This is a genomic window from Saccharothrix hoggarensis (genome assembly GCF_052936025.1).
In genome coordinates, this window is sequence record NZ_CP193624.1 from 578,794 (window position 1) to 599,994 (window position 21,201).

At 73.4% G+C, this 21,201-nt stretch carries 24 protein-coding genes; 9 read left to right on the forward strand and 15 right to left on the reverse strand.

The window, feature by feature from the left end; all coding sequences use genetic code 11:
• Positions 1–18 precede the first annotated feature (18 nt).
• Positions 19–276, reverse strand: a complete 258-nt coding sequence (locus ACRAKH_RS02915) for a helix-turn-helix transcriptional regulator (RefSeq protein ID WP_380724908.1) — start codon at positions 274–276, stop codon at positions 19–21.
• Between the two features lie 193 nt (positions 277–469).
• Here ACRAKH_RS02915 and ACRAKH_RS02920 point away from each other — a divergent pair, with 193 nt between their 5' ends.
• The 3 genes from ACRAKH_RS02920 to ACRAKH_RS02930 are packed head-to-tail and all read left to right on the forward strand — an operon-like array spanning position 470 to position 2,900.
• On the forward strand, positions 470–913 hold the full coding sequence (locus tag ACRAKH_RS02920; RefSeq protein WP_380724909.1) for a YbaB/EbfC family nucleoid-associated protein: 444 nt from the start codon (positions 470–472) through the stop codon (positions 911–913).
• A gap of 11 nt (positions 914–924) precedes the next feature.
• Positions 925–1,239 carry a type VII secretion target gene (locus tag ACRAKH_RS02925; protein WP_380724910.1) on the forward strand — a complete coding sequence of 105 codons (315 nt, stop codon included), beginning with the start codon at positions 925–927 and terminating at the stop codon, positions 1,237–1,239.
• On the forward strand, positions 1,236–2,900 hold the full coding sequence (locus tag ACRAKH_RS02930; RefSeq protein ID WP_447009605.1) for a WXG100 family type VII secretion target: 1,665 nt from the start codon (positions 1,236–1,238) through the stop codon (positions 2,898–2,900). The genes ACRAKH_RS02925 and ACRAKH_RS02930 overlap by 4 nt, the downstream gene beginning before the upstream one ends.
• Before the next feature lie 71 nt (positions 2,901–2,971).
• Here the strand turns inward: ACRAKH_RS02930 and ACRAKH_RS02935 are convergent, their stop codons facing one another.
• Together ACRAKH_RS02935 and ACRAKH_RS02940 are read right to left on the reverse strand one after the other, a co-directional pair.
• Positions 2,972–4,417, reverse strand: coding sequence for a glycerol-3-phosphate dehydrogenase/oxidase (locus ACRAKH_RS02935; RefSeq protein ID WP_447009606.1), 1,446 nt, complete (start codon positions 4,415–4,417; stop codon positions 2,972–2,974).
• Positions 4,414–5,064 carry a TetR/AcrR family transcriptional regulator gene (locus tag ACRAKH_RS02940; RefSeq protein WP_380729428.1) on the reverse strand — a complete coding sequence of 217 codons (651 nt, stop codon included), beginning with the start codon at positions 5,062–5,064 and terminating at the stop codon, positions 4,414–4,416. The genes ACRAKH_RS02935 and ACRAKH_RS02940 overlap by 4 nt, the downstream gene beginning before the upstream one ends.
• Positions 5,065–5,080: 16 nt before the next feature.
• Between ACRAKH_RS02940 and ACRAKH_RS02945 the strand changes: the two genes are divergently transcribed.
• The 3 genes from ACRAKH_RS02945 to ACRAKH_RS02955 are packed head-to-tail and all read left to right on the forward strand — an operon-like array spanning position 5,081 to position 8,604.
• A complete protein-coding gene (locus tag ACRAKH_RS02945) occupies positions 5,081–6,703 on the forward strand; it encodes an FAD-binding oxidoreductase (protein WP_380729426.1) in 1,623 nt (540 codons plus the stop codon).
• Entirely contained in the window at positions 6,693–7,889 is a 1,197-nt protein-coding gene (locus ACRAKH_RS02950; protein ID WP_380729424.1) for an amidohydrolase, read from the forward strand. The genes ACRAKH_RS02945 and ACRAKH_RS02950 overlap by 11 nt, the downstream gene beginning before the upstream one ends.
• Positions 7,890–7,935: 46 nt before the next feature.
• Positions 7,936–8,604 carry a hypothetical protein gene (locus ACRAKH_RS02955; RefSeq protein WP_380729422.1) on the forward strand — a complete coding sequence of 223 codons (669 nt, stop codon included), beginning with the start codon at positions 7,936–7,938 and terminating at the stop codon, positions 8,602–8,604.
• Here ACRAKH_RS02955 and erm read toward each other — a convergent pair.
• From erm to ACRAKH_RS02970, 3 genes are all read right to left on the reverse strand, one after another.
• Positions 8,561–9,319, reverse strand: a complete 759-nt coding sequence (erm, locus tag ACRAKH_RS02960) for a 23S ribosomal RNA methyltransferase Erm (protein WP_380729420.1) — start codon at positions 9,317–9,319, stop codon at positions 8,561–8,563. The two genes, ACRAKH_RS02955 and erm, sit on opposite strands and share 44 nt — an antisense overlap.
• 201 nt (positions 9,320–9,520) lie before the next feature.
• Positions 9,521–10,528, reverse strand: coding sequence for an NADP-dependent oxidoreductase (locus ACRAKH_RS02965; RefSeq protein ID WP_380729418.1), 1,008 nt, complete (start codon positions 10,526–10,528; stop codon positions 9,521–9,523).
• Between the two features lie 50 nt (positions 10,529–10,578).
• Positions 10,579–11,382, reverse strand: a complete 804-nt coding sequence (locus ACRAKH_RS02970) for a GNAT family N-acetyltransferase (RefSeq protein ID WP_447009607.1) — start codon at positions 11,380–11,382, stop codon at positions 10,579–10,581.
• 34 nt (positions 11,383–11,416) lie between these two features.
• On the opposite strand from ACRAKH_RS02970, the gene ACRAKH_RS02975 reads away from it, so the two are divergent.
• A complete protein-coding gene (locus tag ACRAKH_RS02975; RefSeq protein ID WP_380725099.1) occupies positions 11,417–11,824 on the forward strand; it encodes a GNAT family N-acetyltransferase in 408 nt (135 codons plus the stop codon).
• Between the two features lie 15 nt (positions 11,825–11,839).
• On the opposite strand, the gene ACRAKH_RS02980 is transcribed toward ACRAKH_RS02975, so the two are convergent.
• From ACRAKH_RS02980 to ACRAKH_RS03000, 5 genes are all read right to left on the reverse strand, one after another.
• Entirely contained in the window at positions 11,840–12,271 is a 432-nt protein-coding gene (locus tag ACRAKH_RS02980) for a hypothetical protein (protein ID WP_380725101.1), read from the reverse strand.
• Complete coding sequence (locus ACRAKH_RS02985; RefSeq protein ID WP_380725103.1) at positions 12,268–15,030, reverse strand: FtsK/SpoIIIE domain-containing protein; 2,763 nt, start codon at positions 15,028–15,030, stop codon at positions 12,268–12,270. Before ACRAKH_RS02985 ends, ACRAKH_RS02980 begins: the two co-directional genes overlap by 4 nt.
• A 1-nt stretch (position 15,031) precedes the next feature.
• Positions 15,032–15,283 carry a hypothetical protein gene (locus ACRAKH_RS02990; RefSeq protein WP_380725105.1) on the reverse strand — a complete coding sequence of 84 codons (252 nt, stop codon included), beginning with the start codon at positions 15,281–15,283 and terminating at the stop codon, positions 15,032–15,034.
• Between the two features lies 1 nt (position 15,284).
• On the reverse strand, positions 15,285–15,545 hold the full coding sequence (locus tag ACRAKH_RS02995; protein ID WP_033441123.1) for a hypothetical protein: 261 nt from the start codon (positions 15,543–15,545) through the stop codon (positions 15,285–15,287).
• Between the two features lie 138 nt (positions 15,546–15,683).
• The gene (locus tag ACRAKH_RS03000; protein WP_380725107.1) at positions 15,684–16,577 is read right to left on the reverse strand and encodes a hypothetical protein; all 894 of its coding nucleotides are present in this window, start codon (positions 16,575–16,577) and stop codon (positions 15,684–15,686) included.
• Between the two features lie 220 nt (positions 16,578–16,797).
• Between ACRAKH_RS03000 and ACRAKH_RS03005 the strand changes: the two genes are divergently transcribed.
• Together ACRAKH_RS03005 and ACRAKH_RS03010 are read left to right on the forward strand one after the other, a co-directional pair.
• Positions 16,798–17,196, forward strand: a complete 399-nt coding sequence (locus tag ACRAKH_RS03005; RefSeq protein ID WP_380725109.1) for a hypothetical protein — start codon at positions 16,798–16,800, stop codon at positions 17,194–17,196.
• Between the two features lie 96 nt (positions 17,197–17,292).
• Positions 17,293–18,039: an SDR family NAD(P)-dependent oxidoreductase gene (locus ACRAKH_RS03010; protein ID WP_380725111.1), complete on the forward strand. Its 747-nt coding sequence runs from the start codon at positions 17,293–17,295 to the stop codon at positions 18,037–18,039.
• A gap of 9 nt (positions 18,040–18,048) precedes the next feature.
• Here ACRAKH_RS03010 and ACRAKH_RS03015 read toward each other — a convergent pair whose 3' ends face one another.
• The 4 genes from ACRAKH_RS03015 to ACRAKH_RS03030 all read right to left on the reverse strand — a co-directional run bounded on the left by ACRAKH_RS03015 (position 18,049) and on the right by ACRAKH_RS03030 (position 21,154).
• Positions 18,049–18,834, reverse strand: a complete 786-nt coding sequence (locus tag ACRAKH_RS03015; protein WP_380725113.1) for an alpha/beta fold hydrolase — start codon at positions 18,832–18,834, stop codon at positions 18,049–18,051.
• Positions 18,835–19,449, reverse strand: coding sequence for a DUF4232 domain-containing protein (locus ACRAKH_RS03020; protein ID WP_380725115.1), 615 nt, complete (start codon positions 19,447–19,449; stop codon positions 18,835–18,837).
• Between the two features lie 99 nt (positions 19,450–19,548).
• Positions 19,549–20,628 (reverse strand): gamma-glutamylcyclotransferase, encoded by a 1,080-nt coding sequence (locus ACRAKH_RS03025; protein ID WP_380725117.1) that lies wholly within the window; start codon positions 20,626–20,628, stop codon positions 19,549–19,551.
• 151 nt (positions 20,629–20,779) lie between these two features.
• Positions 20,780–21,154: a winged helix-turn-helix transcriptional regulator gene (locus ACRAKH_RS03030; protein ID WP_380725119.1), complete on the reverse strand. Its 375-nt coding sequence runs from the start codon at positions 21,152–21,154 to the stop codon at positions 20,780–20,782.
• Positions 21,155–21,201 lie beyond the last annotated feature (47 nt).

Here is a 21,201-nt window from a genome sequence, read left to right on the forward strand (position 1 = left end):
TCTCTCCTCCTGTTGTGACTAGCCGTAGACCTGCGTGGACAGCGGCTCGAACGGGGTGCGGCTGAAGACCGCCTCCACGGGCAGGCCGAACACGTCGCAGATCCGCATCGCCAGGTCGAGGCTGGGGTAGTGGTCGCCCCGCTCCAACGCGCCGATCGTCTGGGGGTTCACCGCGACGGCCCGCGCCAGCCCCGCCCTCGTCATACCCCGTTCGACCCGCAGCACACCGATCCGGTTGTGGATCGGCCGCCCAGGGCCGCGGCGCACCGGACTCATGTTACGAAGTGTTGCGAAAACCCAACAGGACGGCAAGTAAACAATTCACACAATAGGCCGGATGGCGGTATCCGCACGTCGTGGTCCCGGAAATCACGTTTCGGTGAAACGATACGTCGCCGGGAACCGAATCGTCTGACGACGGGTCGAATGCGCAGTAGGGCCGCAAGCCCCGTTGCCGTGAGGGGTGAACATGGAGCCGGACCAGTGGCTCGCGCAGTACGGAGAGAAGATCGAGCAGGCCAAGCGGAACGCCGCCCAGGTCGAGACCCAGCTCGGGGGCGTCGGCGGCAGCGCCACGTCGCCCGACGGCCTGATCACGGTCACGGTCAACGCCTCGGGCGCGTTGACCGACCTGATCCTGAGGCCGCAGCTGCGGGGTGAGGACCCGGAGCGGATCTCCGGCGCGATCATGACCGCCGTCGCCAAGGCGCAGCGGGCCGCCGCGGGCCAGGTCGTCCAGATCATGACGGAGTTCGTCGGCGACAGCCCGGCGCTGGAGTTCGTCAAGTCGAAGATGCCCAACGGCTATTCGGGTGACGGCACGGACGCCGTGGAACCGGAGCCCGAGGTGCAGCGTCGAGACACCAGGCCCGACGACGACTACTTCACCAACCCACCCGATGTCATGGCCTGAGCAGGGGGTAGATGACCATGTTCGACTCGTTCAACGTGAACCCGGACCAGATCCGGGCGCACGCTGGCACGGTCGACCAGCTGACGCAGCGGATGCTCTCGGCCACGAGCACCGCCGACCCGTCGCTGTCGACCGACGCCTTCGGCGTGTTCGGCTCGTTCCTGGCCCAGTTCCTGCTCAAGACGGCGGGCTCCTCCCAGGACATCCTCGGCCAGGCCACGGAGACCGTCGCCGACATGTGCCAGGGCCTCAAGGAGGTCGCCGACCTCTACGAGAACGTCGACCTCGACAACGCGTTCGGCTTCAGCGGAAGGGCACGGGGATGAACGCGCAGGCGAGCACACAGGGCCGCGACCCGTCGTACCTGATCAGCGACGTGCAGGGCACCGTCGCGGCGGTCGAGCGCGGTGACTGGGTGCAGGCCGGGCTGGGCATGGCGAACACCGCGATGGGCATCGTCGGTTTGGCGGGCAACCCGCTGTCCGGGTTCCTGTCGGCGGGGTTCAGCTGGGCCATGCAGCACGTGGACTTCCTGCGGGAGCCGTTCGACGCGCTGCTGGGCAACCCGCAGGCGATCCAGCGCATGTCCGACAGCTGGGCGTCCGCGGCGAAGCAGATCGAGGGCATCGTCGCCGACTACCGGCGCACGTCGGTGGAGGAGACGCAGGGCTGGCGCGGCCGGTCCGCGGACGGCTACCGCGCGGCGAGCAAGAAGCACGCCGCCGGGCTGGAGACGCTGGCCAAGGCCACGCAGGGCATCTCCCGCGCCGCGAAGGGCGCGGGCGAGCTGGTCGCCACCGTCCGCAAGACCATCATGGACCTGATCAGCCAGGCCGTGTCCGACATGGTCATGAAGATCATCCAGTGGTTGTCGGCGTCGTTCCTGACGTTCGGCGCGGCCATCGGCGCGGCGATCGCGGACATCGTGCAGATGGCGTGCAACTACGCCAAGAAGCTCGCGGACTTCCTGCAGAAGCTCGGCAACTCGCTCAAGAAGCTGATCGACATGATCAAGTCGGTCGCGCAGATCGCCCAGACCGCCAAGCAGATCCTGCAGGCGATCACCGCGATGACGTCGTCCAACCGGGGCGGGTCCGGCGGCGGTGGCGGTTCGGGGCGGCCGAGCCAGGGCGGCCTCGGGTTGACCGAGGAGCAGCTGGCCAACATGGACCGCGGCGCGAACGACCGCTACACCAACACCCCCGGCGGCACGACCAACCCGTCGTGGGGCGGCGGCTCGGGCGGCGGTCCCGTGGTGAGCCGTCCGCCGACGGTGGGCGTCGGCTACGGGCCGGGCGCCGAGCCCGGCGGCCACCGCGCGTACCCCGGCGGTCCGAGCGGTCCGGTCGTCAACCGGCCGCCCGCGGTGGGTGGCGGCTCGGGTGGTTCCGGCGGTTCCGGCGGCCACTGGGAGCCGGGTCGCTGGGTGCCGGACGGCGGTTCGACCGGCGGTGGCGGTTCCGCGGGCGGCCGCGTGCCGGCCCCGCCGCGCGTGGGTGACACGACGTACGCGACGAACAGCGGCGGCACGGGCGGCGTGCCGGCCCCGCCGCCGTTCCGCCCGCTCCCGACCGACCTGCCCACCCCGCCCGGTGGTGGCGGTGGTGGCGGCTTCTCGGGTGGCGGCGGTGGCGGCTTCACCGGTGGTGGCGGCGGCTTCGCCGGTGGCGGCGGTGGCGGCTTCGCGGGCGGTTCCGGTGGCGGTGGCGCCGGTGGCGGCGGCGCGACGCTCCAGGCCGGCGGCTCGTCCGGCGTGCTGGGCACGGCGGGCAACCCGGCCGCGGCCGGAGCCGGCGCGCCGGGTGGCGCGCCCGGCGGTCGTCCCGGTGGCGCGCCCGGCGGCATGGGCATGATGGGCGGCGCCCCGATGATGGGCGCGCCCGGCCAGGGCGGCGACGGCAAGGACCACCAGCGCAAGGTCCGGCTGGAGGGCGAGCCCCTGATCGAGGAGCCGCCGAGGGCCGCGAAGCCGATCATCGGCGAGTGACCTGACCGCGTGACCAGGGGGACCTCCCGCTCGGGAGGTCCCCCTTTTCCGTGCCTACGTGCCTACGTGCCTCAGGTGAGCGCGGCCAGCTCCTCCGCCACCTGGTGGGCGATCGCGGGTTCGGCCGCGGCCCGGTCGGCGGGGACGAGACCGATGCGCGTGCGCCGGTCCAGCACGTCGTCCGCGTCGAGCGCGCCCTCGTGGCGGACGGCCCAGGCCACCTCGCCGACCTCGGCCACCCGCGCGGCCTCCGCGCCGTAGCGGGGGACGAGCCGGGCCGGCCCGGTCGGCGGTCCCGCGCCCACCAGCGGCAGGTCGGCCGTCCGCGAGCGGGCGGTGGTGAGGCCGGTGGCGTCCACGGCGTCCGCGGCCATCCGCCGGTACGTGGTGAGCTTGCCGCCGACGACGGTCGTGACGCCGTCCGCGGTCAGCACGGCGTGCCGGCGGGAGAGGTCGGCGCTCGGCCCGCTGCTCGTGTCCAGCAGGGGCCGCAGGCCGGCGAACGCGCCGAGGACGTCCGCCGGCGTCACCGGTCGCTCCAGCACCGACGACGCCACGCCCAGCAGGAAGTCCACATCGGACTGGGGCACGGTCGGGACGTCCGGGATCGGCCCGTCAACGGGTTCGTCGGTCAGTCCGGTGTAGACGCGGTCGTCGCGTTGCGGCAGCAGCAGGGCGTACCGGTTGCGCGCGCCCGGCACCGGGACGGTGAGCGCCGTGCCGCCCAACCCCAGCGTCGACGCGGCCAGCACGAGGTGCGAACCCCGCGACGGCCGCAGCTTCACGTCCACCAGCTCGCCCGCCCACACGCCGGCCGCGTTCACCACGGCCCGCGCCCGCACGTCCAGCGACGTGCCGGTCAGCCCGTCGACGACCCGCGCGCCGTGCCCGGTCAGGGCCGTCGCCCTGGCCCGGGTGACGATCCGCGCGCCGAACCCGGCGGCGGTGCGGGCGAGGGCGACGACGAGCCGGGCGTCGTCCACGAGCTGGCCGTCGAAGCTCAGCAGCCCGCCGCGCAGGTCGGACCGGCGCAGGCCGGGCGCGAGGGCCAGCGCCTCGGCGGCGGGCACGCGGCGCGGTCCCGGCAGCACGCGGGACGGCGTGCGGGCCAGGCGGCGCAGCACGTCACCCGCGCGCAGGCCCGCCATGACGACCGGGTCGTGCGGCTTGCCGTGCAGCGGCACGAGCTGGGGCAGCGCCCGGACGAGGTGCGGCGCGGTGCGGGTCATCAGGATGCCCCGCTCGACCGCGCTCTCGTAGGCCAGCCCGACCTCGCCCTGGGCCAGGTACCGCAGGCCGCCGTGGACGAGCTTGCTCGACCAGCGGGACGTGCCGAAGGCCAGGTCGTGCGCCTCCACCAGGCACACGGACAGGCCGCGCGAGGCCGCGTCGAGCGCGACCCCGGCCCCGGTCACGCCGCCGCCGACGACCAGCAGGTCGACCGTCGCGGAGGCGAGGTGGTCCAGGTCCGCGCGGCGGCGGGCGGCGTTGAGGGACGTGCCGTGCGAGGTGCTCATGTCCGCCCCGAATCAGTGTGCGCCGAATCCGTGTGCGCCGAATCCGTGTGCGCCGATTCCGTGCCGCCCGAATTCCCGGGACCGGTGAGCGCCGCGTCCAGGTAGGCGGCCAGCTCGGCCAGCAGCTCCTCGAAGTCCAGGTCGGTGGTCGCGGGCCGGATCGACAGCACCAGCGACTGGGTGGTCAGCAGCACGAGCCGGGCCTGCGCGGCCGCGGAACCGGCGCGGATCGAGCCGTCCGCGTGCCCGGCCTCGACCTGGGCCACCAGGAACGCCTCGACGAGCTTCTGCGTGCTGCCGAGCCGCTGCACGAGGTAGGGCAGCATCAGCTCGGCGTCGAGGTCGAGCACGCGGCGCATCAGCGGGTCGGCGGCGAGCAGCCGGATGCCCGCGATGGCCTGCGCGACGAGCCGCTGCCGCGCGTTGTCGCCGGTCACCTCGACGCGCCCGAGCAGCGCGGTGAACTCCCTGGTCATCAAGGCCCTGACCAGGGTTCCGACGTCGGGGAAGCGGCGGTAGAGGGTCATCCGGCTGACGCCGGCGCGTTTGGCGATGTCCGTCAGCGTGGTGCGGCGGACCCCGACCTCGACCACGCAGTCGCGGGCCGCGTCGAGGAGCGCGTCATCACTGTGACGTTGAGACGTCATGTGTCACACTGTAGCGGTGACCGAGCGCATCGACCACACCCTCCGGGGCCGCTGGACCTCCACCGCGGGCACCCTCCCGCCGCACGCCCTCACGTGGCTGCGCGAGCGGATCGGGCTCGGTGACGTCCGCACGCCCGGACGCGCCCCCGCCGTGCCGGAGTCCGCGTTGGACGACGCCGCGCGCGCCGCGCTGGCCGACGTCGTCGGACCCGGTTTCGTGCGCGTCGACCGCGACTCCCGGCTGGGCCGCGCCGGCGGTCTGTCCTACTTGGACCTCCTGCGGCAGCGCGGTGACGGCGAGCTGGCCGTGCCGGACGCCGTGGTGCTGCCCGCGTCACCCGAGCAGGTCACCGACGTGCTGAAGGCGTGCGTCGAGCACGACGTCGCCGTGGTGCCGTTCGGCGGCGGCACGTCCGTCGTCGGTGGCGTGACCGCCCTGCGCGGCGACAAGGCCGCGGTGATCGCGCTCGACCTGAACCGGCTGGACAAGCTCGTCTCGGTCGACCCGGAGTCCCGCCTCGCCGTGCTGCAGGCCGGCCTGCCCGCGCCCGAGGCCGAACGGCTCCTCGCCGCGCACGGCCTGACCACCGGGCACGTCCCGCAGTCGTACGAGCGGGCCACCATCGGCGGGTTCGCCGCGACCCGCTCGGCCGGCCAGGCGTCCTCCGGCTACGGCCGGTTCGAGGACATGGTCGAGGGCGTGCGGCTGGCCACGCCGGTGGGCGAGTGGCGGCTGGGCGGCGCGCCCGCGTCCGCCGCCGGGCCGGACCTGCGCCACCTCGTGGTCGGCAGCGAGGGCGCGTTCGGCGTGATCACCGAGGTGACGCTCCGCGTCCGGCCGCGCCCGCGGGTCGAGCGGTACGAGGGTTTCGTGGTGGACGGCTGGGCGCGCGGCACCGCGCTGGTGCGCCGGCTCGCGCAGGACGGCGTGCTCGCCGACGTGACGCGTCTGTCCGATGTGGACGAGACGGCGGTGTCGCTGGCGCTGTCCGGCGGCTGGAAGACCGCCGCGCTGAAGGCGTACCTGAGGGCGCGGGGCGTGCGGCAGCCGTGCCTGCTCATCCTCGGCTGGCACGGCGCCGACACCGCCGCGGTCGGGCGCAAGCGCGCGGCGACGTTGCGCGGCCACCGCGTGGTGTCCCTGGGCACGGTCCTCGGCGAGGCGTGGCGGCACGGCCGGTTCAACGGCCCCCGTCAGCGGGACGCGCTGATGGAGGTCGGCGTGTGCGTCGAGACGCTGGAGACCGCCACGCACTGGTCCAGGCTCACCGAGCTGCGCACGGCGGTGCGTGACGCGCTGGTGGACGCCCTGGGCGAGTGCGTCGTCATGTGCCACGTCTCGCACGCGTACGAAACGGGCGCGTCGCTGTACTTCACCGTCCTCGCCGCGCGCGACGCCGCCGACCCGATCGGACAGTGGCAGGTCGCGAAGGCCGCCGCCGGCGAGGCCATCACCGGACTCGGCACGATCAGCCACCACCACGCCGTCGGCACGGACCACGCGCCGTACCTCGAAGCCGAGGTCGGCGCGCTCGGGCTGGACGTGCTGGCGTCCGTGAAGCGGACGCTCGACCCGACCGGCGTGCTCAACCCTGGCAAGCTCCTGCCGGGCGGGCTAGCGTCGCCTGGTGACCGGTGACCTGCTGATCCGTTCCGCGCGACCGTGGCCCACCAGCCCGGACGCGCCCGTCGTCGACGTGCTCTGCGAGGGCGGGCTCGTCGCGTCGATCGCCCCGGACCTCGACCCGCCGCCCCACGTGCCGGTGGTCGACGGGCGCGGCGGCGTGCTGCTGCCCGCGTTCACCGACGCGCACGCGCACCTCGACTCCACCCGGCTCGGCCTGCCGTTCCGCCCGCACACCGCGGGGCCGGGACTGGCCGGGCTGATCGACAACGACCGGCGCAACTGGCGGTCCGCGGAGGCGTCCGTCGCCCAGCGCGCCGCCTACACGCTCGGCCGCACGATCGCGGGCGGCGCGACGCGCGTGCGCAGCCACGCCCAGGTCGACGTGGACTCCGGGCTGGAGAAGCTGGAAGGCGTGCTGGCCGCCCGCGAGGAGCACGCGGGGCGCGCGCACGTCGAGGTGGTCGCGTTCCCGCAGTGCGGCATCCTGCGCGAGAAGGGCACGGCCGACCTGCTGGACGCGGCGCTGCGCGCGGGCGCGGACCTCGTCGGCGGGCTCGACCCGGCGGGCTACGACCGCGACCCCGTCCGGCACCTCGACGTCGTGTTCGGGCTGGCCGAGAAGCACCAGCGGGGCGTGGACGTGCACCTGCACGACGGCGGGTCGTTCGGCGCGTTCCAGGTGGAGCTGATCTGCGAGCGGGTCGACGCGCTCGGCATGCGCGGCCAGGTGACGATCAGCCACGCGTTCGCGCTGTCCACTGTGGACGGTGATCGGCAGCGCGAGCTGGTGGACCTGCTGGCGGAGCACGACGTCGCCGTGACGACCGTCGCGCCGGGCGTGCGCGACCCGTTGCCGTTGCAGGCGTTGCGGCGCGCCGGGGTGCGGCTCGGGCTCGGGCAGGACGGCATCCGCGACTACTGGTCGCCCTACGGCAACGGCGACATGCTCGACCGCGCCTGGCAGTTGGCCTACCGCAACGGGTTCCGCCGCGACGACCTGGTGGAGATGTGCGTCGACATCGCCACCCGCGGCGGCGCGGCCGTCCTGGGCCGGTCGGCGGGCCTCACCGAGGGCGCGCCCGCCGACCTGGTGGTGGTGCCCGGCGACACGGTGACCGCCGCCGTGATGGACCGCGCGCCGCGCACGCTGGTCGTCCACGCCGGACGGGTCGTCGCGGCCGACGGAGAGGTCGTCTGACCGCGATCCGCCCGTTCTTGTGGGTGCGCGTCAGTAGCCTGCGCGCATGAGCAACGACACCTGGGCCGCCCTCACGGCGACCCCGCTCGCCGAGGTGCGCCGTCGTGCGGCCGTCATCGGCGAGATCGCCGAAGTGGAGCCGATGACGGTCGACGGCGCCGAGCGGTGCGCGTGGAACGACGGGGGCGGCCAGTCGGCCGTCTGGTACTTCACCCCGGACGGTCGCGCGCTGCTGCTGACGTTCGACCACGAGTCCGACCTGAACCTGTACGCCGAGGGCGACTACGCGCTCCAGGAGTCGCTGTACCGCGGCGTGCCGGAGTCCCTGGTGCGGCTGGTGCGCAACCGGCCCGAGAACTACGAGTCGCTCAACCTCGTGGACGAGGGGACGGGCGACTCGATCCACTACGCGGGCGGCGTGTTCTGGTACGACGGCGAGCGGTGGGCGGCGGCCGAGGGCTTCCTCGCCCACTGCGAGCGCGAGGGCCTGGACCCGATGGTCGACTCCGGGTTCGAGTACTGCCTCGACGCCTGCGCGTTCGGTGGCGAGTTCACCCCCGAGTCCGTGGTCGAGCGGCGCGCCGCCGAGGAGTGGTACGACGACGAGGACGACCGGGAAGCCGCGCTCGTGGAGATCCGGGGCATCTTCGACCGCGTCGACGGCGGGTCCGCTAGCCGCACCGCTCGAACAGCTCCGCCCACTGCGCGGCGGTGAGGTCGCGCGGCAACGTCCGGTCGGTGACGCCGTGCCGCCGGGCCCAGTCGGCGATCCGCGCGGACGGGTAGGCGGCCCGCACGACCTCCCGCACGCCCCGCCCGCGCCCGGTGAACACGCGGTGCACGAACGCCTGGTACCGCGGCCGCCGTCGTGCGTCCACGAGCGGGTCGGCCCGGCGGGTCACCGTCATCAGCCCGCCGTCCACGCCGGGGCGCGGCCGGAACGCCGTCGCCGGCACGCGTCGGACCAGCGCGAAGGAGTACCAGGGCCACCACTGCGCGGTCATCATCGTCGCGCCGCCCACGCCCGCCCGCCGCCGGGCGACCTCCCACTGGACCAGCAGCACGGCGTCCGTCCAGTGGTCGGAGTGGACGATCCGCCGCAGCAGCGCCGTGGTCAGGTGGAACGGCAGGTTGCCGACGAGGACGTGCGGCGTGGCGGGCAGCGGGTGGCGCAGGAAGTCGGCCTCCACGACCGACGTGCCGGGGCCGACGACCCGCCGCAGCTCGCGGACCCGGCGCGGGTCGACATCGACGGCGGTCAACGGCCGGCCGAGGGCCTCTAGGGGCAGCGTCAGCGCACCGCCGCCGGACCCGATCTCGACGATCGGCCCGCCGGTCCGGCCGACGAGGTCGACCACGGCGGCGATGACGGCGCGGTCGGTGAGGAAGTTCTGGCCGTTCTCGTGCCGGCCGTTGTGGTGGGTGCGCACTGCTGGGGCTCCGCGGCTGCTGGGAGGCGAACCGGGCAGCACGACGTGACCGCCCGGCGATGACTCGCTGGAGCGGCGGAGCTTCTACTCGAACCGAAGGTCGCCGCCGCTAGACGCGGCGCAACCGGGTCGATGCCGAGGCGGCGCACATGCCGGCGACGCTAGCGCACCGCCGGCCCTGTCCCACAACGATTTTCGCGCCTACAGCCTGACCAGGGCCTTGCCGGTGTTCTCGCCGCGCAGCATGCCGATGAACGCCTCCGGCGCCCGGTCCAGGCCCTCGGTCACGGTCTCCTGGTAGCGCAGCTTGCCTTCGGCGATCCAGCCGCCGACCTCGCGCGCGAACTGCTCGCGCAGGTGCTCGTGGTCGCGCACCAGGAAGCCGCGCAGCGTCAGCCGCTTGCCCACGGCGAGGCCGATGTTCCGCGCGCCCGACGGCGTCTTGGTGTTGTAGTTGGAGATCGCGCCGCACAGCGCGACCCGGCCGTGCATGGTCAGGGAGTCGATCGCCGCTTCGAGGTGGTCGCCGCCCACGTTGTCGAAGTACACGTCGATGCCGTCCGGCGCGGCCTCCGCCAGCAGCTCGCCGACCGGGCCGTTGCGGTAGTTGAACGCCGCGTCGAAGCCCAGGTCGTCCACCAGGTACTTGACCTTCTCGTCGCTGCCCGCGCTGCCGATGACCCGCTTCGCGCCGCGCAGCCGGGCGACCTGCCCCGCGACCTGCCCGACCGCGCCCGCCGCGCCGGACACGAACACCACGTCGCCCTCCTTGAACGCGGCCACGTCCAGCAGGCCCGCGTACGCCGTCATGCCGGGCATCCCGAGCACGCCCAGGTACGCGTTGACCGGCGCCGCCTCCGGGTCGACCTTCACCGCGTCGGCCGCGTCCACCGCGCCGTACTCGCGCCAGCCCAGGAAGTGCAGCACCGTGTCGCCGACCTCGAAGCCGGGCGCGTTCGACGCGACGACCTCGCCCACCGCGCCGCCGTCGAGCGCCTTGCCGATCTCGAACGGCGGGACGTACGACTTGCCCACGTTCATCCGGCCGCGCATGTACGGGTCCACGCTCATCACGATGTTGCGGACGAGCAGCTGCCCGTCGCCGATGGTCGGCACGGGCGCCTCGGCGAGCTGGAAGTCGTCGACGGTCGGGAAGCCCTCGGGGCGGGACGCGAGGCGGATCTCGCGCGCGGTGCTCGGCAGCGTCATGCACATCACAACATCACGAAGTCCCGCCGCTGTTCCACCGCGTCCGCCATTCAGGTGTGAGGTGCGTCCCGCAGTGCGGTCACGCTTCGGTAGGCGAAGCCCAGCCGCCGGTAGACGGCGATCGCGGCGGCGTTCTCCCGGTCGACCATCAACGCGCACGTGCCGTGCTCGGCGAGCAGGGCGCTCACGACGAACGAGCACACCATCGTGGACAACGACCGGCCGCGGTGGTCGGGATGGGTGGCGACGCCGCCGACGAACCCCACCCCACCCCCACCGCCGCCGACCCCACCGCCGCCGCCGCCGACCAGACCGCCGCCGCCGACCAGACCGCCGCCGCCGCTGACACCGGTCCCCACGCCCGGCGCCGACCACGCGTCCGCGCCGACCGCCACCAGCACCCCGTCCGCGTGGACGCCGGCCCACCGCGCCGGCCCCGGCTCGCCCGGCCACACGTACGAGTGAGGAGCGGCCTTGCGCAGCAACGCCTCCACGTCGTCCCACTCGTCCTCGGCCAGCCACCGGACGCCGTCCGGCGCGGCCAGCGCCCCGGTGCGCTCCATCCACCCGAACGTGCCCCGCACCGGCCACCCCAGCCCTTCGGCCACCTCCGTCGTCACCAACGGGCTCAGACCGGGCCGCACGTGCGCCCGCAGCAGCACCGCGACGTCGTCCACCGGCCCGACCAGCACCAGCCGGTCGTGCCGGTTCAACGCCGGCGCGAGCACCGCGACCGCCTCGCCGTGCGCCCACGCCGCCCCGCCCCGGCCGGGGAACAGCGCCTGCGCCGCCCACCGGGCCAGCGGGTCGGCGGTGGCGGCGGCGACGTCGGCGGGGGTCGTCAGAACGCGCATGCCCGCATCATCCCCAAGGCGTACCGTCGCCCGCATGGACATCCGCCGGATCACGTCGTTCGACGCCGTGCTGGCCGCCGGGCACCTGTTCGACGACCCGCCGCGCGAGGACGCGACCAGGGCGTTCCTCGCCGACGACCGACACCACCTGCTCATCGCCTACGTGGCCGGCGAGCCCGCCGGGTTCGTGTCCGGCGTCGAGACCATCCACCCCGACAAGGGGGTGGAGATGTTCCTGTACGAGCTGGGCGTGGACGAGGCCCACCAGCGGCGGGGCATCGCCACGGCCCTCATCGAGCACCTGATCGCGCTGGCGCGGGAGCGGGGCTGCACCGGCGCGTGGACCGGCACCGAGAAGGACAACACCGCCGCCCTGGCCACCTACCGGCGCGCCGGCGCCGAACTGGACTTCGACACCGTCGCCGTCTCCTGGGGCTTCTGACCCACCCACCGACCGCTAGGAACCCTTGCGGCGCAACAAGGTCCGCTTCTGCAGCGACTCCTCCAACGCCTGGTAGGCCAGGTCCATCGCGGTGTTGTACTCGCGCTGGTCGCGCGGCGGCACGGTCTCGTCCGGGCCGGGGACCGGCGTCATCGTCATCCACCGCTCGTCCCACAGCAGCTCGACCGCGGCCTCCCAGTGCACCGCCACGATCAGCTTGACGACCTGCTCCTGCTCGATGACCTCGGCCATCCGGTCCTGCGACGCGGCCAGCCGTTCCAGCAGCTCCCGCACCCGCGCCCGGTCGGCGGCGCGCATCCGGTCGACCGACTCGCCGGCCAGCGCGACGATCTCCTTGTACCGCTCGACCGCCGACAACGCCTCGACCTCCGGCGCGCCGTGCCCGCCCGTGCGCTGCGCGGGCACCACTGAGGCGTGGCTGATCATGGTTCCTCCCCGGTGTCGAACGGGATGACGACCTGCGGCCGCGAGTGCTCGAACCGGTCGAAGAACAGGCCGCGGCGCGGTCGCGGCGACCACGCCATCACCTGCTCCGGTCCGAACGACAGCAGCTCCTTGCCCTGGACGTCGAACGCGATCCACGCGCCGATGTCGTCGTAGACGCCCGGCGACAGGCTGTTCTTCAACCGCTGCACGCCCCGCCACCAGCCCAGCACGTGGGTGCGGTTCTCCGGTCCGTGCTTCAGCACGGTGCGCAGGTTGTCCACGCCGGAGACCCGCTTGTCGTTCTTGGCCTCCAACAGGGTGTGCGCCGCGTCCACCGCGTAGACCACCACGTAGTGGGGTCGTGGCGGCGCGGTCGCCGCACCCGTCATGTGGTCGGTGATCTCGCCGGACACCCGCTCGACCAGCGCCCGGATGCCGTCCAGGCCGACCTCGGCCACCTCGTGGCCCGCGTTGCGCAGCTGCTTGGCCAGCTTCTCCGCGTGCGGCGAGGCGTCCTCCGCCAGGCACGCGAGGGTGAACACCGCGTCGGCGGGCTCGTGCTGGCGGGCCAGCGACAGCGCCGCCCCGCCGAGCACGTCCGCCGCGTCGTCGGCGAGCGACCCGAGCACGGCGATGTTGCGTCCGGGGGTGCGGGCGAACCGCACCTTGGCCGCGCTGCCCGCCACGTCGATCACCTGCCCCAGCAGCACGGTCGGGCTGCCGTCACCGGGCCGGAGCGCCTGGTAGTCCGGCAACGCCCGCAGCGCGGGCACCTTGCTGCCGTCGAACAGGATCGGCTCGGCCAGGTCGGACGGCCGGCGGCGGTGCAGCTCGGCCTGCAGCGCGTCGAACGTGCCCCTGGTGGTGGCGTCGGGGATGCGCGCGACCTCGTTGCCCGGCCGCACGCCCGACTCGTGGTTGACCACGGCGTGCCAGCGCGGCAGCTCCACCGCGGCGTCGTTCTGCGGCTCGGCCAGCACCCGCCGCGCCTTCGGCAGCGCGATCCGCACGGTGAACTGCTCGAAGATCGCCGACTTGCCCCAGAAGCCCTCGATGCCCGACACGTCCTGGCTGGACAGCACCAGGTGGATGCCCTGCGACCGGCCGCGCCGGGCCACGTCCTCCAGCAGCTGCGTGGCCTGCGCGGTCACCTGGTCGCGTTCGCCGAACAGGTACTGGAACTCGTCGATCACGGCCACGATCCGCGGCCAGTGGCCGTGCGGGTCCTCCTCGCGCAGCTGCTCCAGCTTGGTGACCTCGTGCCGCTTGGCCGCGTCCGCGCGCCGGCGCATCTCGTCGGCCAGGAACGCGAGCAGCGCCACGCCGAACTCGCGGTCGGTGTTGACGTTCACGCCGACCAGCCGGGCGTGCGGCAGCCACGTCGGGTCCTTGCGGCCCGGCGCGAACTGCGCGAACGACACGCCCTCCTTGAAGTCCAGCAGGTACAGCTCCAGCTCGTCCGGCGCGTACCGGGCGGCGAGGCTGCCGAGCATGGCGTACAGGAAGTTCGTCTTGCCCGAACCGCTCGGACCGCCGATCAGCGCGTGCGGGGACGTGTCGCCCAGCCCCACGTGCACCGGCTCGCCCTCCAGGAACCCGACCGGGGCGACGACGCCCGCCGACGAGTTCTCCTGCCACAGGTGCTCCGGCAGCAGGTCGGCGAACGTGCTGAGCCGGTTGCGGCGCTCCTCCCGCTTGTCCGCGATCGCCGCGCAGGCGCGGGGCACGAGGGCGCGGGGGAACGGCGGGTCGAGCGTGACCGTGACGTGCTTGCCGGTCATGGTGCACGTCGCCGTCTGGTCGGCGGCGATGGCGACGGTCTCGATCGGCGAGTTCACGGTGACCGGGATGTCCACGATGAACAGCTGGATGCCGGCCGCCAAACCGTTGCGCGCCACCCGTTGCAGCTGTTGCTGGTGCTCTTCCTTCAGCACCTGCCGGTTGCCGAACAGCACCGCCACCCGCCACGGCTCGGTGCGCCGCCCGCCCGCCGCCCGCACCGACTGGTGGCCCTCCACGAGCACGCCGGTGTGCACCCGGCGGATGTGGTCGGACAGCTCGTCCAGCAGCTCGTGCAGCCGGGCCGGGTCGTGCACGGTCAGCAGACCGGCGCGGGTCAGCGGGTACAGGCCGGGCAGGGCGCCGGTGAGCTGGCTGACGTCCCACACGTGGACGTGCACCAGACCGGGCTGGAAGTGGCTGAGCAGCCGCAGGAGCAGGTTCTCGACCAGCCCCTCGGCCGCGGGCCTGCTCTCGTACGTCGAGGAGACGTGCAGGTGGGCGTGGTCCAGCAGCGGCACGGCCACCGGGAAGTGCTGCGGCTCGGGCGCGCTGCCCACCACGCCCGTGCCGATGCGCCACAGCTCGGGCACGCCCTCGCCGCCGTCCGCGGTGCCGGGTGTGCCGAGCCACGCCTCGTGCGGCCACGACGCCGGACCCTCGGCGACGGCGTTCACCAGCGCGGTCAGCTGGTCCGGCCCGCGTTCGGACCACTCGCGGAACGCCTCCACGCGGTCGATCAACGCGCGGGCGACCTGTTGCGTGAACAGCGGGTTGCCCAGCGCGTCGGCGAGCAGCGGGTCGGTCAGCGCCCGGTCGACGCCGTCGCCCCGCAGCATCACCTCGAACATGTCGCGGGCGCGTTCGTCGGCGAGCAGGCGGTGCTCGCGCGACGCGTTGCCCAGCGCCGCGGCGACCGCCCTGCGGAACTCCTCGAAGGACCCTTCGATCCTCTTGCGGCGCTCGTCACGCCTGCTCACGTCACAGCTCCACGGCTAGGCGTTGGACCAGGTCGAGGCTGCCGACGATCAGTTCGAGCTCGTCGGCGAACCTCTCACCGGCCTTGAGGAACCCGGCGGGCACCAGGGACTCCGGGTGGTTCGCGCTCGCCTCGACCAGGATGTCGACCGCCTCGTCCAGCGCGCCCTGCGCCTCCCGGACGCTGCGGTAGGCGTCCCGGAGCAGCTCGCAGCTCTGCTCGAGGGCGAGCTTGATGTCGCCTACCGACGTCACGTCACAGCCTGGAATTGATGCTCTCGGCCTGGGAGATCCCCGCGCCCAGGTGTTGCTGCAGGTCGGAAACGCCGCTGACGACCTCGGCGAACCGCGCGTTGGCCTGCTCCACATCGGCTTGGACGCTGCCCTGGGTGGCCGTGCTGAGCAGGGCTTGCGCGTCCTCGGCCAGGTCGGCGGCCTGTTGCAGGGCGTTCACGCTCTGCCCCGCCTTCTCGACGGCCTGAGCGATCGCGGCGCGGACCTCTTCGATGCTGGCCATGTGGGATCCCGACCCCTCCTGGAAAGCGGTTTGCGTTCCTATAGTTGAAAGTAGTACCCAAAGATTGACGATCCACAAGCAAGATCGGCTGACCGGGTGGCATTGCGAATCCACTCGATCGGGTCAGCGATGATGATCTCAGTCGGGCACCGTCCACACGAATGCCGACGCCGGTGTCGCGGTCAGTTCCAACGCGGCGATCCCCGCCGGTGGCACGGGTGTCGCTGACCAGCGGGTCGTCGCGGACGCGCCGGACCACTCCACGTCCGACCATCCCGAACGGCCCAGCGACGTGACGGCGTCGCGTAGCGCCACCGTGGGCGAATTGACACTCGACCCGAGATCGATGTGCACGCTCAGTAGGTGCCCGTGTGGAGCCACTCGGGTGATCTTGCCACTTCTGGCGACCCGGCTGGCTACCGCCCGCGCTTGCCATTCCGCGCCCGCGGACCGGTCCGTGGCGACGTCGACCCGCAGTTGCAGCCGCGTGTCCGCGTCCGGCGCGGGTTTCGGCTCGTCGGGCGCGCCCGCGACGGGCTCGACGTCGCCCGCGACGTCGTCCGGCCGTTCGTCACGGCGCTCGGCGGGCCTGCTCCCGCCGGCCCGGCCACCGCCGTCGTCGGGTTCCTTGGCGTGCGGGTCGTTGCGCTCCGGGTCGCCGCCGGCCCACGCCTCGACGAGCAGCCGCTCGGCGCCCGGCACGAGCCCGTCGAGCAACGCCGGGTCCTCCAGCACGGTCCACGCCGTCGGCGGCTCGCACGCGACGCGCGGCGTCGGGAACTCGTCGCCGAGCTGCCGGACGAACGTGCGCACGGCCCTGGCCAACGCGCCCGCCACGTTCTGCGTCGCGCGCTCGCCGCTGAGCAGGCTGATCGTGACCGACCAGCAGCCGGGTTCCTCGTCCGAGCAGTCCGACGCGCGACCGATCCGGCCACCGACCTGGCGCACCAGTCCGGCGCAGGCGGCGCGCGCCTGCTGCTCGTCGTCGGCCGCCACCACCGCGGTGATCAGCAGCTCGAGGTCTTCTCCCACCATCTCGACGGAATTGTCCACGACACGCGTGGGGCGCGTGAGGGTGCCACTGATGTCACCCATAAGCAGGGGGTTGCGCCCACCCCTCGTGATGGTGGCTGATCAGGCAGTTTCCGGGGGTTCAAACGCCCGGTCACACGATGCGGTCGGTGACGGTGGGAAGGCGGTCCGCCGAGGTAACGATGTGAGTGCATGACCATCCACCCAAGGAGGTTCCACCATGCGGAGCATCATCCGACTCGTCGCTGCCGGCGCGGTCTCACTCCCGATCCTCGTCGGCGCCGCGGGCCTCGCCTCGGCCGACGTCGAGTACGAGCAGTCGTACTCGGCGGCGACCGCGCAGGGCGCGGTGACCCACAGCGTCGAGTCGGGCGCCGGTCACGGCTACGCCTACTTCCACGAGCAGTTCCTGGGCGCCGGCCCGCAGGGCGCCGGCTACTACCAGCAGGGCTCGTTCTCCCACCCCCACGGCGCGCACTACGGCCAGCAGTGGGGTTTCTCGGGACCGGAAGGCGCGTTCTCGGGTTCGGTGGGCAGCAGCGCGGAGGCCGACCACCACGAGAGCCACGACCAGGAAGGCCATGACCAGGAGGGCCATGACCACCACGCCGACGACTGACCGATGACCCGGGGGTGGGGCGGCGGCACGACGGCCGCCCCGCCCGATCGGGCTCCCGCTTGACCTGGAGCACGCTCCAGCGTGTTGGGTGGTCCCATGACGAACCACCTGCAAGGCAAGGTCGCGCTGGTCACCGGAGCCTCGTCGGGCATCGGTGAGGCGACGGCGGTCGCGTTGGCGCGGGAGGGCGCGGCCGTCGTGATCGCCGCCCGGCGCGTGGCGCGGTTGACGGCGTTGGCGGAACGGCTCGCCGGGGACGGCGCCCGCGTGCTGGCCGTCGAGCTGGACGTCACCGACGAGGCGGCGTGCCGGGACGCGGTGGCGCGGACCGTCGAGGCGTTCGGCGCGCTGGACGTCCTGGTCAACAACGCGGGCGTGATGCTCCTCGGCCCGGTCGAGGGCGCGGACACCACCGACTGGACCCGCATGGTGTCGACGAACCTGCTGGGCGTCATGTTCCTGACGCACGCCGCCCTGCCGCACCTGTTGGCGGCCAAGGGCACGATCGTGCAGGTGTCGTCCACCGCGGGGCGCGTGGTCCGCAGCGGCACGGCCGTCTACAACGCCACCAAGTTCGGCCTGAACGCGTTCAGCGAGTCCCTGCGCCAGGAGGTGACCCAGCGCGGCGTGCGCGTCGTCGTGGTCGAACCCGGCGTGGTCGAGACCGAGCTGCGCGAGCACATCACCGACCCGACCGCCAAGGCGAACATCGAGCAGCTGGCGAACTCCCTGCGCCAGCTCACCCCGGACGACGTCGCCAACGCCGTCCGGTACGCGGTCGCCCAGCCGGAGCACGTCTCGGTGAACGAGATCCTGGTCCGCCCCACCGACCAGCACTGGTGACGGCGGCGCTCAGCCCAGGCGCAGCACCCGGCGGACGAAGGCGACCACGTCGGCCAGCACCTCGGCCGAGTTGGTCTCGTTGAACACCTCGTGCCGCGCGCCGGGGTAGACGCGCTCCTCGAACAGCAGGCCGCGCAACCGGTCGGTGCCGGTGCGGGTGTCGGCGAGCGGGACCAGCTCGTCGGCGTCGCCGTGCAGCCACAACGTCGGCAGGTGCTCCAGCGCGGGACCGTAGTTGACCTCGTCCAGCGCGCGTTCCAGCGCCTCCAGCGTCGGCCGCTTGAACGGCCCGTGCCAGACCAGGGGGTCGGCGGCGTACCGCTCGCCGACCTCCGGGTCGCGGGACAGCACGGACGGGTCGATCGGCGTGTCCGGGATCTCCGGCATCCCCAGCAGGTCGAGCCCCTGCCAGGTGCCGAGCACCGGCGCGGACAGGACCAGCGCGGCCAACGGGTGCAGCTGGGCGTACCGGGCCGCGACGAGCCCGCCCATCGAGTGCCCGACCAGCACGGTGGGCAGGTCGGACGACGCCGACGCGACCGCCGCGCCCACGTCGGCCACCACGCCGTCGAAGTCGGTGATCAGGGCGCGCTCGCCCTCGGACCGGCCGTGACCGACGTGGTCGGCCGCGACGACCAGCGCGCCCGCCTCGACGAGCGCGTCCGCGACGTGCCCGTATCTGCCGCTGTGCTCGCCGTACCCGTGCACGAGGACGGCGAGCCAGGTGGCGTCCAGGTTGGGCCAGGTGCGTACCGCGAGTTCCCCGGCGTGGCCGGGGACGTTGGACTCGATCACCTAGGCAGCGTAGAACGCGCTGATCTCGATCTTCCCCCCGCCGCACACCGGGCCGAGGCCCCACGCCAGGCTCATCGGCTGCGTCTCGTCGGGCGGGATGGCGGCGGCGCTCGTCGCCTCCGCCTGGCACGGCCGGTCCACCGGCTCGTCACCGGCCGGCACGACGGTCCAGTGCAGGTTCGCCGCCGCCATCGTGCCGGGGGCGAGGGTCACCGGCGACGGGCCGGGGTCGGTGGTGCGCCGCAGGTCGGTCGGCACCGGGTTGCCCGCGCCGTCGAGCAGTTGCAGGCCGCTGTAGCCGTTGAGGGTGCACGGCGCCGAGCCGGTGTTGGTCACGAGGAGCTTGCCGTACCGGTTGCCCGCGCCCGCGTCGCTCGTCTCGACCGAGCCGGCGAGGACGGAGGCGTTGCACCGGCCGGACGCGCCGGCGGCGCCGGTGGGCGTCGTCGACGGCGGCAGGGGCGACGCCGAGGGCGACGCCGGGGCCGACGTGGTGGCCGATGTGGTCTCCGAGGACGGCTCGACCGCGAGACTTGCCTGGTCGGCCGCTTGCTGAGGGCTCCCGCACGCGGTGAGCGCGACCGCGAGGGCGCCGAACGCCACGAGTCGCCTCATGTCCACCTCCTGGCTCGGATACGTGGTCCTTATCAGGAGGACGTACCCCGGGCCCGGATGGTTGGGTCGGTTGGCCAATGATTCACCGGATCGGGCGCATCATTGACGCTTCTCGACCCCGTTCGCGCGTTCGGCCCAACCGCCGGCGAGCACGGGCATGTCGCCGATCCCGGCCGTCCACACGTAGGTCCAGCAGATCCGCCCGTCCGCCAGCGTGACGCGGACGCGGCGGTACTCGTCGCCCTCGTACTCGTCCAGCACGGGCAGCGCGTCCTCGGGGTGCTCGAGCCGCAGCACGTGCCCCGGCACGCCCGGTCCGTCGCCGGGTCGCAGGGCGGGATAGCCGCGGCCGGTGTCGTGCAGCGCGCCGGGCAGCGCGGCGGGCTCGGGGTCGCCGGTCACGAACGGCTCCACCAGGGGCCACGCCGTCATCCCCGGCTGCAGCGTGCCGTAGGTGAACAGGCGGTCGGGCCAGTCGTTCGGCGACGGGTCGCCGTGCACCGGCGTCACGTCGAGGCCGTCGCCGTCGGCGGGCCGGCCCCCCATGCGGCGAGCCCCCCGCTGGTCCACGTCGGCGCAGCGCACGGGCTTGCCGTTGACCAGGAGGGGCATCCGTCTCGTGCCCGCGCCGGTGTACGCGAGGACGGAGTCGACCACGCCGCCGTCGAACAGGGTCACCCGGCCGGTGTGCACCCGGACCAGCCGGTACCGCAGCCCCCGGCCCTCGCAGCGGTCCAGCACCCGAAGCTGCTCCGCGGTGGCGAACCACACCGCGTGCTCCTCCTCGACGCCCGGCGCGGCCGCGAGGGTGGCCGGCCGCTGGCCGTCGGTCTTGCGCAACCCGGCGGCCCAGACGGCGGCGAGCCCGGTGCAGCGGGCCCGCAGCACCACGGCCGGCCCGGCCAGGCCCAGTTCGTCCCGCAGCCACGTCACCTTGGCGGGGTTGGCGTTGGAGCCGTACGCCAGCACCGGCATCCGGCCCGCCAGGGGCGGTTCGCCGTGGTCCGCCAACCAGTCGTCGAGGTCCCGCCCGTCCGGTGCGACGCGCCACCCGGAGTCGGCGCCCGGGTCGGGGGTGACCGGCCAGCCGGAGCCGTCGAGGTGCACGAAGCAGTGTCCCGGCCGTGCCCCCGGATAGGGCTCGGCCGGGTGACTATCGTCCGTGAAGGGCTCCGTCATGACACCCATTCTGGCAAACCTCACCTGGAATTCACCTGGCGTTGGGTTCGGGACGACGTCAAAGATCCGATCTGTGCTGCCCGTTAAGGGCCGTGTGTCCGATTCTCGTGCTGCCCGAATCGGTACAGCTCGGATGTGTGAACGTGATATGTCACACTTTCTCCGCTCGTCGCGTGTCGTACGCGGCCTGTGCCGCCAAGAGCGTCGGCAGGTGGTCCTCGATCCACGTGAACAGGCCGCGCACCCGTTCCGCCGCCTGGGTTCCCAGCGGGGTGAGGGAGTAGTCGACGTGCGGCGGGATCACCGGGTGCACCTCGCGGTGCACCAGCCCGTCCCGCTCCAGCGCCTGCAACGTCTGGGCGAGCATCTTCTCGCTCACGCCGGCCACCGCCCGGCGCAGCTCGCCGAACCTCATCGTGCCTTCGAGGAGCTTGCCGAGCACCAGGCTGCCCCAGTGGCCCGTGGCGTGGTCCACGATCGCGCGCGACGGGCAGTTGCGGTCGTACACGTCACCTCGTTGCTCCATGACAAGCACGGTACCTGCGAGCTTCCCGGCCGGTAAGTACCCCACCA

Coding starts and splice junctions, on each gene's coding strand:
- ACRAKH_RS02915 (WP_380724908.1), bottom strand. CDS start 276: ATGAGTCCGGTGCGCCGCGGCCCTGGGCGGCCGATCCACAACCGGATC.
- ACRAKH_RS02920 (WP_380724909.1), top strand. CDS start 470: ATGGAGCCGGACCAGTGGCTCGCGCAGTACGGAGAGAAGATCGAGCAG.
- ACRAKH_RS02925 (WP_380724910.1), top strand. CDS start 925: ATGACCATGTTCGACTCGTTCAACGTGAACCCGGACCAGATCCGGGCG.
- ACRAKH_RS02930 (WP_447009605.1), top strand. CDS start 1,236: ATGAACGCGCAGGCGAGCACACAGGGCCGCGACCCGTCGTACCTGATC.
- ACRAKH_RS02935 (WP_447009606.1), bottom strand. CDS start 4,417: ATGAGCACCTCGCACGGCACGTCCCTCAACGCCGCCCGCCGCCGCGCG.
- ACRAKH_RS02940 (WP_380729428.1), bottom strand. CDS start 5,064: ATGACGTCTCAACGTCACAGTGATGACGCGCTCCTCGACGCGGCCCGC.
- ACRAKH_RS02955 (WP_380729422.1), top strand. CDS start 7,936: ATGAGCAACGACACCTGGGCCGCCCTCACGGCGACCCCGCTCGCCGAG.
- ACRAKH_RS02965 (WP_380729418.1), bottom strand. CDS start 10,528: ATGACGCTGCCGAGCACCGCGCGCGAGATCCGCCTCGCGTCCCGCCCC.
- ACRAKH_RS02970 (WP_447009607.1), bottom strand. CDS start 11,382: ATGCGCGTTCTGACGACCCCCGCCGACGTCGCCGCCGCCACCGCCGAC.
- ACRAKH_RS02975 (WP_380725099.1), top strand. CDS start 11,417: ATGGACATCCGCCGGATCACGTCGTTCGACGCCGTGCTGGCCGCCGGG.
- ACRAKH_RS02980 (WP_380725101.1), bottom strand. CDS start 12,271: ATGATCAGCCACGCCTCAGTGGTGCCCGCGCAGCGCACGGGCGGGCAC.
- ACRAKH_RS02995 (WP_033441123.1), bottom strand. CDS start 15,545: ATGGCCAGCATCGAAGAGGTCCGCGCCGCGATCGCTCAGGCCGTCGAG.
- ACRAKH_RS03005 (WP_380725109.1), top strand. CDS start 16,798: ATGCGGAGCATCATCCGACTCGTCGCTGCCGGCGCGGTCTCACTCCCG.
- ACRAKH_RS03010 (WP_380725111.1), top strand. CDS start 17,293: ATGACGAACCACCTGCAAGGCAAGGTCGCGCTGGTCACCGGAGCCTCG.
- ACRAKH_RS03020 (WP_380725115.1), bottom strand. CDS start 19,449: ATGAGGCGACTCGTGGCGTTCGGCGCCCTCGCGGTCGCGCTCACCGCG.
- ACRAKH_RS03025 (WP_380725117.1), bottom strand. CDS start 20,628: ATGACGGAGCCCTTCACGGACGATAGTCACCCGGCCGAGCCCTATCCG.
- ACRAKH_RS03030 (WP_380725119.1), bottom strand. CDS start 21,154: ATGGAGCAACGAGGTGACGTGTACGACCGCAACTGCCCGTCGCGCGCG.